We start from the raw sequence: 14,873 nt of genomic DNA, 5'->3' as shown, positions 1-14,873 counted from the left end.
CAGTCGCTGGACAAACTGCTGCCCATGATCGACTGATCATCTGATCTTGCTAAAATTTAAAGGGTGCCTGCGGGCGCCCTTTTATTTTTTGTGAAGGCTGCATAGACCACGGGCTTGTTGCCTTTACCGGCTGGAGCAGCTCAGCGAACAACGTGGGCTGGATCAAGGATGTTCAGCGTCCGAAAAGCTTTGCCATCGTCGATCCGACAATGAACGAAGTCATAGCTCAATACATGATTGCAATACTCCGGCCTCAGCCGAACACACGAGCCATCGTTCAGCCAGAGCCGTCCTTTCTTGGGTTGTTTCACTGGCACTTTCAGCCCCTCTCGTCGCCAAAGCCGTTCAATTCGCCCATCGCTGACAGACCATCCAGCCTCTCTCAGCAGTGCAGCGATCCTGCAATAGCCATATCGGCCGTATTGACGGGTCAACTCGATCGTGTCGGCCACCAACCGGTCTTCGTCTGCGCGACCTTGTGGGACGTGTCGTTGCGTGGACCGGTGTTGTCCAAGCACGTGGCGGGCGCGTCTCTCGGAAACGTTCGGCTGGTTGCGTACATGGCTGATACAGGCGCGACGACGAGCGGGGCTCAGTAGTTTCCCTTCGCTGCTTCCTTCAGAATCAATTTATCCAATGTCAGATCGGATACAGCTCTTCTGAGCCGTTCATTTTCATTTTGAAGTCGCTTCAGTTTTCTCAATTGATCCACACCCATTCCGCCAAACTTCTTACGCCAGCGACAATAGGTTTGTTCAACAACACCGATCTGTCTGATCGCTTACAGACGGGACATGCCTTGCCCCATCAGAACATCAACTTGCCGTAACTTCGAAGCTATCTCTTGGGGCTTCGGTCTCTTGTCTGCCATTCTCAGTCCTCCGTTTCCTGAACATAACGGCTGACCCGTTCAGTTGGGGAGGCTAAAGTCGCTACTTTGGCCATTCTAAAAGCTTGCGAAACTTTCATTCATACCCGGGCTCCGACCGTTTCTGCAATTCGCCCAACTGGTAGTATAAACTGCTCACCAACTCCACTGATGCTCTGCCTTCAAAAAAGTTTGCGACAGAACAGACTAAGTCAGGTGGATTACCCATTGAGACATTTGCCGCCGCAAGCCTCGACTTGGATGAAATTCGCACCTTGCCGAATACAACGCACATTGCAATCTGCCCAGCTTTCTTGTCCAGCATGCCGCGACATTTTCTTTGACTCGATTGATCGAGATCTTGTTCAATGAAATTCATAATCTTTCTTATAAATCAATGATTTTCGGGGTTGGCCAGAAACCATCGACCACTCAGAATATGCGACAATAGTTGAATGCGGCATGCGATGGAGGAACCGTTGAAAAAAAGTGTTTTGTGGGTGGTGGCCGATCATCAGGCCTTGGCCAATCGCGATGTTGCATCGGACCTGTTCCCGCTGCAGTCACGGCTGCGTTCGATTGGAACCGAATTCGAAAAGGCTTACACAGTTTTGCCTATCTGTTCGCCAGCCCGTGCCAGCATGTTGACTGGCCTCTATCCGCATACACATGGCCTGACCGAAAATGACGGGCGATTTGGTGGGCGAGCGGAGCTGGATCACAGCGATCATATGATTCAGCACGATTTCGGCGCGGCAGGTTATCGGTGCGGCTGGTTCGGGAAATGGCACCTTAGCCAGGAAGGATCCGCCACCGATTTCGGCTTTGAAGGGTTTTCGTTGCCAGGCTACGGCTATCCTTATTCAACCCCTGAATATCGCAGCTATTTATCCCGTTTTCACGAAGGGCCACTTTGGGCTGAAATCGAAACCCCCGGCGAGGCGCGGCTAGAGCCGGGGCTTCGGATCGATATGACCGAAGCAGAGGACTGGTTCGAGTTCGAAGCGGGCACCTCAATCCTGCACGGACCTGAAGAGGTGCACGAAGCACACTTCATTGCCGATCTCGCGAAATCATGGATCGATGGGTTGAAGAAGGACGAAGCGTTCTTTCTGCGTGTGGATGCGTGGGGGCCGCATCCGCCCTATACGATCCCTTCCGGGTTTCAATCCCCGGTCGATGCAGTCCCGGTCACAGGAAATCTTTCATCAGATCTGGAGAACCGCCCCGCTCACCACGAGGATTACCGTCAAAAATGGCAGGAAGCCCTGCCAGAAGAAGGCCGCAACTGGCCTCTGCTGTCCCAGCGGGCCATCGAACACTGTATCGTCGTAGAGCGCGCTTTGCTAAGCCTGATTGATCATCTTGAGACGACAGGCAGGCTGGACGACACCATCATCGTCTTCTGTTCGGATCATGGCGACGCCGTGGCCTCGAATGGCGGTGTTGTCAACAAAGGTAGCCTGATGGTGGAAGAGACCCTGCGCATACCGTTACTTTTTGCCGGGCCAGATATCCTGAGCGGCCGCAGCATCCCGTCGCTGGGCGGCAGCATAGATATTGCATCGACCTTGGCAGAACTTTGCGACGTCCCAGTTCAGAACAAGATGCAGGGAGTCTCGTTGGCCCGCGATCTAACGCGAAATGATCAACCGCCAGCGCGCGCATCTTTGATGAGCGAGCACTATGGCTTGCATGACCTTATCTCTCAACGTTGTGTGCATTCAGACGGTTGGAAATACGTTATTCAAACGGATGGATTTGAAGAGCTGTATAACCTGCAAGTAGATCCCTGCGAACTTGCAAACCTGGCCGTGGACAATCAACACACAGCGCGACGCGATACCATGCGGCGTGCTCTTTGGGCCGAAATGCAAGCGCTTGAAGATGTCGATCCCCGTTTGGATCGGATAAGAGACGTCGTGTCCGCCAGCGCCTGACACAGCGCAGACAAGAAAATCAGGGGCGCAATTTTTGCGCCTCTTGTTGTGCGAGATGGATAAAATCCGATACAAACTCTCCGGACCGTCCATCATTGCGTATCGCGGCATAGAGCTGCAGTTTGATCCCGTCCTTGGTCAAAGGTTTTGCAACGTATTCTTTTGACCCGCCTGCCGTTTTCAACACCCAGTCCGGTAGGATTGTGACCCCGCGCGTGGATGCTACCAACAACAGGATGACAGCGGTCAGCTCTACTTGCCTCACATGCGCGGGTTCGACCTTGGCTGGGTTGAGAAGATGGTTAAACACATCCAGCCGCTGGCGCTCAACCGGATACGTGATCAGAGTTTGGCCTGCCAGATCGGCAGCTTCAATAAATGGCTTGGCGGCCAGCGGATGGCTGCTGGACGCCACGAACATGGGCGAATAGTCGAATAGTTTGATAAATTCGATACCAGGAATGTCTTCCGGGTCAGAGGACACGACCAGGTCGACCTCTTCTTTTTGCAACGCCGGAAGAGCGTTAAAACCCAGTCCCGGCAGGATATCCAAATCCACATCGGGCCAAGACTCACGGAAGACGTCCAACACGGGAAACAGCCATTCGAAACAGGCGTGGCATTCGATTGCAATGTGCAGGCGGCCCAGCCGCCCTTCACGAAGCCCAGCAAACTCTGTTTGCGTGGCCTCGATCATGGGCAAGACCTGATCTGCAAGGCGCAGCAGACGCATTCCAGCGGCCGACAGGCGAAGTGGCTTGGTCTTACGCACAAATAGATCGACACCTGCCTGTTCTTGCAGCCCTTTGATCTGATGGCTCAACGCGCTTTGAGTAATATTCAACAACTCGGCTGCGCGCGCCAACCCACCTGCCTCATGGACGGTTTTGATTGCACGTAGGTGGCGAAATTCCAGCTGCATTTTCGTGTGCGTTCCGTTTTTCCTGGTGCTTTATGAGCAGTGTCGAATATCTTCAGGTCAACTTCAAGCTTGCTGGCCCGACCTTCGCTTTAGTGTTTCTTCCAACCAGCCGGGATCCATCTGAGGAACAGATGATAGCAATAGCTGAGTGTAGTCCGCATGCGGCGGTGACAGAACCCGAGCTTTTTCGCCCTGTTCAACAATGCTGCCATTCCGCATGACCACAACATCGTCAGCTATTGCCTCGACGGTTGAGATATCATGCGTGATAAACATATACGCCAGATCGAACTGTTTTTGCAGGTCGGCCAACAGCCTCAGAATACCTTCAGCAACAAGCTGGTCCAACGCGCTTGTCACCTCATCGCAGATCACTAGTTTGGGCTGCGCGGCCAAGGCGCGCGCGATGCCGATCCGTTGTTTTTGACCGCCAGAAAGCTCCGAGGGCAACCGGTCAATGAAACGATCAGGTTCAAGGCCAATGGCGTCCAGCATGGCGCGTGTTTCTTCACGCAACGCACGCTCACTGAAACCGCGATAGAACGCCATTGGGCGGCTGATTATTTTGCCGATCGATTGCTTGGGGTTCAGAGCTGTGTCAGCCATCTGGTAAATCATCTGGACCTGCTGCAACTGCTCTTTGCTGCGCGCCCGAAATTTTGGTGGCAAGGGTGTGTCGCCAAGCGTAATGTCCCCGGCACTGGGCGGCAAAAGCCCCATAATAGAACGCGCCGTCGTGGATTTTCCCGACCCACTTTCACCAACGATGGCCACCGTGCGCCCTGCGTGGAAATCAATCGAGATGTCTTCCAACACATTGGTATCAGCGCCCGGATACCGGGCCGTGACATTGCGCACTGCCAGAACTGGCGTTTGCGAGGCGGGCACTGCCGGTTTGGCATTGGTACGGAACTCCCGCACCGCCCAAAGAGATTTTGTGTAATCCTCTTTCGGGTTCGCCAACATCTCTTGGGTTTCGGCTTCTTCCACCTCACCTCCGTGACGCAGAACCTTAATCCGGTCCGCCATCTGCGCAACGACGGCCAGATCATGCGTGATGTAAATCGCGGCCGTGCCGAACTCATCCACGATGTCACGAATGGCACCCAGAACCTCAACCTGAGTTGTCACGTCCAGCGCTGTCGTCGGCTCATCGAAAATGATCAGGTCCGGGCGGCACGCCATCGCCATGGCCGTCATGGCACGCTGCAACTGCCCGCCCGAAACCTGATGCGGATAGCGGAACCCGATCTCCTCGGGATTGGGCAATTGCAGTTGGCGATAAAGGCGGATCGCATCTTCCCGCGCTTCTTCTTTGGTCATCAACTGCCTGAGCACCGGAAACTCGGTATGCTGATTGATCAGCTTGAAGGCCGGGTTGAAGCTGGCCGCCGCCGATTGCGCGACATAAGCAATCCGCGAGGACCTCAGAAAACGGCGATTGTCCCTCGATGCTGTGGTCAACTCGATCCCGTCGAAATGTACCGATCCACCACTGAACCGACAGCCATCGCGCACAAACCCCATCGAGGCGAGGCCGAGGGTCGACTTTCCTGCCCCGCTTTCCCCGATCAATCCCAACACTTCCCCGCGGGACAGTTCCAGGTTGATGTTGCTTACAATCGGGGTCCATTTGTCTTGCGACAGGCCCTCGATGCTCAGGTCGTTGACCTTTAGCAGAGTGTTTTTTTCGGTCATGCCGCGTTCCTTATGTCTTTAGCCCGCTGGCTTTGTGCAGCATCCAGTCAACGATGAAATTCACCGCGACGGTCAGCAAAGCGATGGCGGAGGCCGGGATCAGCGGCGTCAAATCGCCGAAGGTGATCAGCGAGGCATTCTCGCGCACCATTGACCCCCAATCGGCGGCTGGCGGTTGAATGCCAAGTCCTAGAAATGACAATCCGGAAATCGTCAGGAAGACGAAACAGAAACGCAAGCCGAACTCGGCCACCAGCGGAGGCGCGGCGTTGGGCAGGATCTCTTGGGTCATCATCCACCACAGTTTCTCGCCGCGCACCTGTGCTGCTTCGAAATAGTCCATGACCACGACCCCCATCGCCACTGCGCGAGCAATGCGATAGACAAACGCCGAATAGATCAGCGCAATGACAAAGACGAGGCTGGCAACCGACGTGCCAAAGATGGTCAGCAACAACAGCGCAAAGATCAAGGTAGGCACCGAGATGATAACGTCCACCGTGCGCGACAGAAGCTGGTCAACCCACCCCTGCAACGCTGCAGCAAAGAACCCTGCAATGCTGCCTACCAGAAAGGCGATCACCGTGGTGATCAGGGCAATCCCGATTGTGTTCCGGGCGCCGTAAATCATCCGCGTCGCCATATCTCGGCCAAGGCTGTCAGTGCCAAGCAAGTATTTGGATGACCAGGGCTCAAACTCGAACCCGACCACTTCGCTTTCGCCGTAAGGTGCCAGGACAGGCGCAAAAATCGCGACAAACACGTAGATCAGAATGACCAGTATTCCGAACTTCGCGGTCAACGGCGCTTTGCGCAACTCGTGCAGAAATCCGTTCATGGTCAATTCCTGTGCATCAGGCGGGGGTTTGTGGCGATCGAGATCAGGTCTGACGCCAAATTCAACAGGATGTAGCTGGCCGAGAAGATCAGACACGACGCCTGCACAACCGTAAAGTCTCGCTTGGCCACACTGTCGACCAACAGCTGACCCATGCCCGGATAGACGAATACGACTTCAACGATCACAACCCCGGTAATCAGGTACGCCAGGTTGATCGCTATTACTGTAACAATCGGTGCAACCGCATTGGGAAAAGCATGGACGACCACAAGACGTTTCGGGTTCGCGCCCTTGAGTCGGGCCATTTCTACATAAGGCAACGCCAGCACATTGATGATCGACGCACGCGTCATCCGCATCATGTGCGCCATGACGATCACCATCATCGTCAGCGCGGGCAGGAAGGACCGGTATACACGTTCCGAGAAGGGCGCATCATCCGACAGGGATGACAGCGACGGGAACCAGCCAAGCTGAACTGAAAAGAACCAGACAAGGACATACGCGACAAAGAACTCGGGCACTGAGATCGCTGCTAGCGAGACCACATTGATAGATCTGTCCAGCACAGTGCCGCGATACAACGCCGATAGGATACCAAGTGCCAGCGCAAGCGGAACCGCCATCAACGCCGCATAGCTTGCCAGAAAGAGAGTGTTTTTGATCCGTTCACCGATCAGCTCGGTAATCGGCAACCCCGACACAACTGACGTTCCAAGATCGCCCTGTAACAAGCCGCTCAACCAATTTACGTACCTTATATGCGGAGGCTGATCCAAGCCGAGTTGTTTGCGAAACGCCGCTACGTTTTCTTCGGTTGCGGATTGGCCCAGAACTTGCTGCGCAGCGTCACCAGGCAACAACTCGATGGATAGAAAGATGACGAGCGATACGACAAACAACGTCGCCAGTCCCAATGCCAGCCGTTGAGCTAGCAGTTTTAGTAATACAGTCATGATGCCCCAGAGCGCCGTGGAAAGTTAAGGGCACCATTTCAGGCGCCCTTATCGAATTATAGCTTACGCCATCCACCAGCGTTCAAGCGGCTTATACCCATCCAGCGCCCAGTTTGATGCCACTTGTTCAGGACGTGCAATCTCGGCCCGGCGGGCATAAAGGTGGTTGCGGAAGAACGGAATGACTGATCCGCCCTGATCCCGTATGATCACCTGCATGTCAGAATACATTTGACCACGCGTGCTTTCATCCAGCTCTGAGCGCGCCGCGACCAGAAGCTGCATGAATTTGTCGTCAGAGAACTGAGACTCGTTCCATGCCCCACCGGTCTGATACGCCGACGAGAAAATCATGTCCGGTACCGGGCGCGCACCCCAGGCAGACGTCACGAACGGTTTCTTGAGCCAGACATCCGACCAGTAGCCATCCCCTGGTTCGCGAACCACTTCGAGGTCAATGCCCGAGTTTGCCGCGTGTTCGCGGTACAGCACCACCGAGTCCACGGCGCCTGCAAAGATCGAATCCGCAACGCTTAGACCGACTTTGAGGTTATCCAGACCCGCTTCCTTAAGGTGGAATTTCGCCTTGTCCGGATCGTATTCGCGTTGCTCGATGCTCGCGTCATAGAACGGCATCGAAGGTGCGATCGGGTGGTCATTGGCGACTGTGCCATGCCCACGCAGAACGCGATCCACCAATTCCTGCCGGTTGATTGCGTATTTCAACGCCAACCGGATATTGTTGTCGGTGAAAGGATCCTGCGTCATCTGCATCGCAAATGTCGGGTGGTACCCGCCCGATATGGATTCAATCGCGATGTTCGAGTCTCTGGAGAGCTGCGAAAGCGTTTTGGTCTCGGCACTTTGGATGGCATGGATTTCACCGGTCACAAGGGCGGTCGTGGCCGCGCCGGAATCCGAGATCAGCAAAACTTCGCATGAGTCAAAATGCGCAGCGCCCTCTTTCCAGTAGTTCGGATTTCGCGTCATCGAGGATTTGACGCCCGGGTTCCAGTTTTCCAGAATATATCCGCCGGTTCCAACGCCGGATACATCGGCCCCACCATCCGCACCGACCGGACAGATCTGGAAGTGGTAGTCCGACAGGATGAATGGGAAATCCGCATTTGCAGATGACAGAGTGAAAATGACCTTGTTGCCTTCGCCGGAGATATCAACAACATCCTGCAGCAGGGTTTTGGCACCCGAGGCACTGTCTTCTCCACGATGAAGGTTCAGGGACACGATCACATCTTCTGGTGTCAGCGGCTTGCCATTATGGAATTCCACACCCGGGCGAAGATTGAACACCCAGGTGATGGCATCGTCAGAGGACCAGCTTTCAGCCAGTTCAGGTTGCAGGCTGTTGTCGGCAGCAATCTCGGTCAGGTTGTTTCGCAAACCCCAGCTGTATACGATTTGCTGAGCACCGCTGATCTCGGCAGGATGCAAGGTGTCGCTTGTTCCTCCCGCTGTAACAGCGACCCGAAAGGTACCACCTTTCTTTGGTGTTGCACGTGCGGGCCGTGGCAATTGCGAAACGCCTGCAAGGGCGACAGACGCGGCCAAAAAGCCGCGGCGCCCGAGCTTGGGTGTTGAAGAAAATTTGGTCATTTGGTGACTCCCTGTTTTTGGCTTTCAGATTGGCAGGTACTTAGCCTGCCATTTTTTGGTCGTTCTCGTAGTGTTCAGGCGAGGCTTCGCCCCAGATACGGATTGCCTTGTCTGATGATGTCATGGACGAAGGGTCGGTAACGTAGCTCAGCAGCAAGCTCTGCCGCTGCTCGCTGACCGGTGCGGTGACGCGGTGCAGCGTATAGCCGCCCCGGAAAAGTTGAAGATCGCCTTCACGCAGCTTGAGAGTCTGGATGTTACTGCGGTCGCCATCCAGTACCTTTCGCACCTCATCATAGTTCTCATCCTCTGCTGTGCGCAGGTTTGGGACATACTCGAAATCCCCGCCATCCGTGGATTGCTTCAAACCAAAAGAGATCGTGAAGTCGTTATTGTCGAAGTGCCAAGGGAACTCGCTGCCAATCGGCTGAATGTTTACGTTTGTGCAAGCATAGGGGTCTCGATAGGTGTACAGGCGCTCATACCTCAGCGCGGCCGCCACAAAGTTACAAAGGTCCTGGTTTTGAAACACGGACCAGATCACACCGGCCCTGGGGAACATGTCGCCCCTGACCATTCCATGTGTTCGATCGAAGAATCGCTTTACGGGATGCGCAGCCGGCAGGTCATCCGGCGCTTCGGAGAAATAGGCATTAAGTCGGGTTTTATGAAAAACCGCGTTACCCGACAGACTATCCGCTTCGTCCTGCATGCGCGCAATGATTTCAGGTCGAATGAACTTCTCCAATTGTGCGCAGTTGCACGCGTCAAGCCCCTCATGCGCAGAAGCAATCAACTCCTGAAATGCAGGGCTGTCGGGCTGGTCAATCGGATAAGTTTCAACGTCGAAAAGGTCGCTGGTTTGAAATGCAAGCTGAGAAGCCGGAGTCTGGGTTGTTTGCATCAGAGAGACATCCTTTCTTAAGGTTCAGATTCCGCAGGCTGTCCAGCGCGTCTCTCGTAGACCTGTATGTTTGGACGGCTGCAGATGGTTCAACCATCGTTGCACGATGCTTATTCAAAACAATGGGATAAATTGGCATTTTTAATGAAAAATTTCGAACAAGATTACTCACCACCGGGCCAATAGGTGCATTTGGGATGCAGGTCTCTCGATGGCCATCTGAGCGGAGACTGCAGTCTTACTTTTTATTTTTCTGAAAAGGTTCAGTTAAATCCCATTTCGGCGACACCCGAAGAATATTCGATTTTCCGAATAATCTGAATCAGCTCCAGAGCTGCTGCCAATAGAGGTAGAGCAAAACTATGCGGTTTGATGAGAGCTGTCATATTGAGCAAAGCCGCCGCTTTTGTCTCCGGGAACGCGAGCACAACGATGGTCCGCTTAGTGTGAGCCCTAGGCTGACGGGCGTCTACATGTTCTGAACCCAACCAAGAGCATCAGATTGGCCTTACCACTTATAGAGAATATACGCATTTTTGCATGTTCACTTAATCAATCCAGATGATAATGCCGACCTACTCAGAAATCGGATAGGTCATCAGTAACATATCTGTTTGCCACATCGTTATGACCGGCTTGGCCTGTACAAGCGACCGATTCCAAACCAGAGCTCTGAGCAGCCTCATTGTTTGTATTAAGAAGTTAGTGCCAGTGCGCCGCTCGCAATTGGTCTTGTTTATGAGGCTGCGAGACTCGGGTGATAACTCGTTTGAATTTGATTGATCCGGATTGTTGATACACTGAACTTCGATATAGGTTGATTTGCCGGGTACGGATAAACTAGATCGCTCGAATGAGCGGAGAGAAGAATGAAGGCTGTTAGAGCGCCGTGCGATTGTTGCGAGAGTTTCGTATCCCAATGCGGTGATCTCTCCGGCGTGCAGCTTTGTCGGGGTTTTGCTGCGGCGTTCGCCGGTCATCATCACCGTGCACCTCAAGCATTTGATTGGACGCGCACGGTTGCTCCAATACTTGGCGCGGGTTGGTGATAAAACAAAGAGGGTATTCCAATGGTGACAATGCACGATGTGGCTCGCGAAGCCGGCGTGTCGCAGGCGAGCGTATCCTTTGCTTTCAATAAGCCCGAGAACCTCAGCACCGAGGTGCGCGAACGTATTCTAGAGGTGGCTCGACGTCTAAACTACGCAGGGCCAAATCCCGCTGCGCGTTCGTTGCGATCAGGTCGGGCAGGTGCCATTGGGCTTGTTGTCAACGATGAGTTGTCCTTCGCCGTTGCAGACCCTGCAATGGCGCAGATGCTACAAGGGATTGGTCAAGTCGATGCCCTTGCCTCGATAGCATTAACAATTCTGCCGGTTCCCATTGGCGGTGCATCCGCAGAAGCCGAGGGCGCACGCCTGGTCCGACAGGCGCATGTGGACGGGTTCCTTTTCGAGGCCTTTCCCGACAGCCATCCGGCAATCCTGGCTGCCGATGCCCGCCAGCTTCCGGCGGTCTTTCTGGGCGGCCAAGCGATGCCGCATTTCCCGTCAGTGACTATCGACGAGCGGGCGGCAGGCTACCTAGCAGCCAAGCATATTCTTGACCTTGGTCACCGCAACGTGATGATCCTTTTGGATCGTCTCGGGCGCGACGGGGCGAGGGGGCCGGTTTCCGTCGAGAGGCGGCATTCAGCGCAACGCTCAGCGACCACGCTGCGTCTTGACGGGTATGAGGACGCGTTTAGGGCTGCTAACTTGCCTTTCGAAAACGTCTTCATCCATGAAGCCGGGGGGTTTTCAGCCGCCGACGCATATGCAGGAGCGAAGGCATTGTTGGAAAATCTAGGAGATTCCACGGCTGTCATTGCTGTTTCGGACACGATGGCCATGGCGGTAGTGGACCGGGTCAATCGGATGGGCCTTTCGGTGCCCGAGGATTTGTCAGTAATCGGCTTCGACGATATTGCGATGGCCAATCCGCTGGGCTTGACCACTATACGCCAACCCACCGCGCTGAAGGGACAGATTGCGGCACAGTGTCTTGTAGATGCCATTGCCGGAAAAGATGTGACCTCGCAGGAGCTGCCCGTCGAACTGATCGTTCGAGCAACCACAGCGCTACCCAGCACAAATATGTAACTCGGCTACGTATTGACGTCATAAGCTCCACTCAGAGTGGTTTTGTGCGCTTGACTCAGTGGCTCTTGCTAATTTATACGATTAACTTATACGTATAAATAAACTGTAATAGCCCGATCCGCGAGAGCAAACGGATTCTAATTGAAGGAACCAACATGCACACGATGAGCTTTGACCCTAAGAACATCAGTGCCAGTGTGGACGGCCACAAGGATTCGATCTTCGACGTCTTTCCTGAGTTTGACGCGTCGGATCGCTTGGGCGTTGTGGTCAATTCGTCGGTTGGAGTATTGGGCGCCTCGATGCTGATTCACGCTTTCGGCGCCTGTTATTATGAACTGCGTAGGAAAAGGGGTGATCTTGTTGCGCAATACCCCGAAGTCTACGTAGTACACCTTGGCGGGAGCTTCGGTGATCTGCGGATGATCGACGTTCTACCCGAGCGCAAGGAAATCTTTGTTGATACCGGGTCCGAGGCTCTGTCGGCCCTGAACCACGCGGCTATCACGCGGGTTGCTGTTCCTGGCCCGACCAAAGATCTTTCAACCCAACGCCCCTGGGATCGCTTTCATCCGTGGGAAACTGGCCCGGCCCGGGACCGTGTGCGGTCATCCTATCTTTATTCTTCCGATGGCCATGTTGGCGAAGATGCCACCATAGCTGTGACTGGTCGTGGTCCACAGATTCTCGACGACTTTCGATGCATCTTCGATCTTGAACATACGGTCGACGCGCATGCTCATGTCGAAGAAGACCCCGAAGGATGGACATCAACGCTTTTGGCGCGGTCTTCAGAAATTGACGCATCAGCGGCAGAGGCTGCGCGTTCAAGATGGTCAGCAGCCCGCGAGGTTGGAGAGCTACGCGAAACTTACGCAGTTTTGCCGCGCGCAACGGATTTTCTTCATTTTCTATGAGCTTGCTGAGCTGATCGACTCAACGAGAAAACACAAACACTTACCGCCGCCGCCGTGAAGCAAGGAGGACTAAAATGAATAAAATGACCAGAGACATGAACTTGATCGAAACCGCACGTGGAATGCGCACAATGTTGAGATCAAATGCGGCTGAATCAGCTGAGAAGCGCCGGCTTGCTAAACCCAGTGCTGACGCGCTTAGGAGTGCAGGTTTCTTCCAAATGATGACCCCGCGCCGTGCTGGTGGAAGTCAGGCAAGCATCAGAGAATACTGCGAAGTTTGCGAAGAGCTTTCACGGGGTGATAGTGCGGCTGGCTGGACCGTTATGATTGCAGGCGGCAATGCTTTTCTGATGGGGCTTTTGCCCGACCGCCTTCGCAATGAGGTTTACAAGGAAGATCCACTTGCGACGATTGTTGGTCAATGGGCTCCGACAGCCAAATCCGAAAAGGTTGATGGCGGCTATGTTCTCACGGGCAAGTGGCCATGGGCTTCTGGTTGTTATGAGGCGCAGTGGAACTTTGTAGGCTCTCCGGTGTTTGATGAGTCTGGTAAGATGATTGACGTTCGCGTGTCCTTAGTACCGACTACGGAACTAACCATCGAAGACACCTGGCACGTCGCCGGAATGGCCGGCACTGGCAGCAATACTTTCGTTGGTGAGCGTGTCTATGTCTCTGAGCATCGCTCAGTTCTGATGAGCGACGTGACCGGCGGCAAGAACTTCTCGGATCATGCAGATGAACTCATCTACAACGCTCCGATCGTGACGGCCTTACCACTTGGTATCTGCGCTGCTGCCCTCGGCATGGCCGAGTCGATTTGGGATCTGACACTTGAAGGGCTTGAGCGTGGTAAACCTATCGTCGGCTCGATCTATCGAGACTCACGTCTGTCACCCAGTTATCAGCTTAATCTGGCGGATGCGCGTGGCGCCATCGACTCGGCGCGCCTGCATGTTCTCAGGGCAGCTGATGATCTTGACGCGGCTGCCATGGCAGCTGTACGGCCTGACGATCTTGCCCGGGAGCGCATCCGGTTGGATGAGGCAGTGGCACTGAAACGCGTTCGCGAGGCTGTAGACCTGCTGCTAAATATTGGCGGCGCTTCGGTGTTTATGCTGTCGAACCCGGTGCAACGCATTTGGCGGGATATCGAAACGTGCACACGCCACGCTTATACCAATGGTGACCTTGGCCGCGAGATCTACGCCAAAGCCCTTCTGGGACAGCCTCAGGTCAGCGATAACTTTTGATCGGGATCAACTTAGTGCCTCAGTGTTTGTTGCGCCGAGGTGGGTAGAAAGGGCGATGAGACATGGCCTCAGAAAACTACAAGATGGACCAGACTGATGGGGCGATACTCGAAAGTTTCAGACAGGCGATGGGCCGCTTTGCTGGGGCTGTTAACGCGATCACGACCGAGGAAGAAGGTAAGCCAAGCGGCTTAATCGCGACGGCAGTCTGCAGCCTATCCTTCGAACCGCCTTCGGTTCTGGTCTGCGTTAACAAGAAAGGCCGCAGTCACGATACCATCATTCGGCGAGGGGCCTTTGCGGTAAATCTGCTTTCGCCATCTCTGATGCATGTCGCCAGCCAGTTTCAGAAAGAGCGGGGTGGCGCTCGCTTCTCGAACGGAAAATGGCGCGCGGGGCCAACAGGGTCTCCGATGCTGGCCGGTGCGCCAATGGCCTTGGATTGCCAACTGGCGATGGTCCACGACGGCTATTCTCACAGCATCCTCGTGGGTGAAGTCGTGCATGTAGAACTTTCGGGCAATGGTGACGATGCGTCGCTACTTTGGAAGGGACGAGGCTATCACCAGCCGATTGAAATTGTGGATATGGCTCACCGACCTGCGGCTCACGAGCTAATACTCGACGAGATGCTATTTTAGGGCCGACTAGTTTCGGTCCGGCATGAAGTCGACGTGCGGATGTTTGTTCTGAGGCAAGCCAAAAGTGAGCAGTGAGGTTTGGCCCTGAGCAGCCTCATCTGACTGGTCCAATTTGATTGTTAGTGCATCATCGGCCTGTGATCCATCGGGATGATGGTTTCCGGCGCTGGCGGGC

General features: G+C 54.4%; 12 protein-coding genes and 1 pseudogene. 5 read left to right on the top strand and 8 right to left on the bottom strand.

Translation table 11 applies throughout. The features are described 5' to 3' along the window. Positions 1-161: 161 nt before the first annotated feature. A pseudogene (locus ACR0B3_RS23140) lies at positions 162-871 on the bottom strand (transposase); the annotation flags it as partial. A gap of 94 nt (positions 872-965) precedes the next feature. After that, positions 966-1,247 carry a hypothetical protein gene (locus ACR0B3_RS23135; RefSeq protein WP_480811122.1) on the bottom strand — a complete coding sequence of 94 codons (282 nt, stop codon included), beginning with the start codon at positions 1,245-1,247 and terminating at the stop codon, positions 966-968. Positions 1,248-1,347: 100 nt separating this feature from the next. On the opposite strand from ACR0B3_RS23135, the gene ACR0B3_RS23130 reads away from it, so the two are divergent. Next, positions 1,348-2,808 (top strand): sulfatase-like hydrolase/transferase, encoded by a 1,461-nt coding sequence (locus ACR0B3_RS23130; RefSeq protein ID WP_480811121.1) that lies wholly within the window; start codon positions 1,348-1,350, stop codon positions 2,806-2,808. A 19-nt stretch (positions 2,809-2,827) separates the two neighbouring features. Here the strand turns inward: ACR0B3_RS23130 and ACR0B3_RS23125 are convergent, their stop codons facing one another. The 6 genes from ACR0B3_RS23125 to ACR0B3_RS23100 form a co-directional block, all read right to left on the bottom strand. Next, positions 2,828-3,730, bottom strand: coding sequence for a LysR family transcriptional regulator (locus tag ACR0B3_RS23125; protein WP_480811120.1), 903 nt, complete (start codon positions 3,728-3,730; stop codon positions 2,828-2,830). A 63-nt stretch (positions 3,731-3,793) separates the two neighbouring features. Then, a complete protein-coding gene (locus ACR0B3_RS23120) occupies positions 3,794-5,428 on the bottom strand; it encodes an ABC transporter ATP-binding protein (RefSeq protein ID WP_480811119.1) in 1,635 nt (544 codons plus the stop codon). A gap of 10 nt (positions 5,429-5,438) precedes the next feature. Beyond that, positions 5,439-6,266, bottom strand: coding sequence for an ABC transporter permease (locus ACR0B3_RS23115; RefSeq protein WP_480811118.1), 828 nt, complete (start codon positions 6,264-6,266; stop codon positions 5,439-5,441). Positions 6,267-6,268: 2 nt separating this feature from the next. Continuing rightward, the gene (locus ACR0B3_RS23110) at positions 6,269-7,225 is read right to left on the bottom strand and encodes an ABC transporter permease (protein ID WP_480811117.1); all 957 of its coding nucleotides are present in this window, start codon (positions 7,223-7,225) and stop codon (positions 6,269-6,271) included. 63 nt (positions 7,226-7,288) lie between these two features. Continuing rightward, the gene (locus tag ACR0B3_RS23105) at positions 7,289-8,839 is read right to left on the bottom strand and encodes an ABC transporter substrate-binding protein (protein ID WP_480811116.1); all 1,551 of its coding nucleotides are present in this window, start codon (positions 8,837-8,839) and stop codon (positions 7,289-7,291) included. Between the two features lie 40 nt (positions 8,840-8,879). After that, positions 8,880-9,743: a HalD/BesD family halogenase gene (locus tag ACR0B3_RS23100; RefSeq protein ID WP_480811115.1), complete on the bottom strand. Its 864-nt coding sequence runs from the start codon at positions 9,741-9,743 to the stop codon at positions 8,880-8,882. Positions 9,744-10,813: 1,070 nt separating this feature from the next. On the opposite strand from ACR0B3_RS23100, the gene ACR0B3_RS23095 reads away from it, so the two are divergent. The 4 genes from ACR0B3_RS23095 to ACR0B3_RS23080 all read left to right on the top strand — a co-directional run bounded on the left by ACR0B3_RS23095 (position 10,814) and on the right by ACR0B3_RS23080 (position 14,698). Next, positions 10,814-11,884 (top strand): LacI family DNA-binding transcriptional regulator, encoded by a 1,071-nt coding sequence (locus tag ACR0B3_RS23095; RefSeq protein ID WP_480811114.1) that lies wholly within the window; start codon positions 10,814-10,816, stop codon positions 11,882-11,884. 155 nt (positions 11,885-12,039) lie between these two features. Then, entirely contained in the window at positions 12,040-12,801 is a 762-nt protein-coding gene (locus ACR0B3_RS23090) for a hypothetical protein (RefSeq protein ID WP_480811113.1), read from the top strand. A 74-nt stretch (positions 12,802-12,875) separates the two neighbouring features. Beyond that, positions 12,876-14,057, top strand: a complete 1,182-nt coding sequence (locus tag ACR0B3_RS23085) for an acyl-CoA dehydrogenase family protein (protein WP_480811112.1) — start codon at positions 12,876-12,878, stop codon at positions 14,055-14,057. Positions 14,058-14,119: 62 nt separating this feature from the next. Continuing rightward, positions 14,120-14,698 (top strand): flavin reductase family protein, encoded by a 579-nt coding sequence (locus ACR0B3_RS23080; RefSeq protein ID WP_480811111.1) that lies wholly within the window; start codon positions 14,120-14,122, stop codon positions 14,696-14,698. Positions 14,699-14,873: the final 175 nt, after the last annotated feature.

The sequence above is a fragment of the Ruegeria sp. CE9 genome (assembly GCF_056537425.1).
This window is presented reverse-complemented; position numbering and strand designations above follow the sequence as displayed.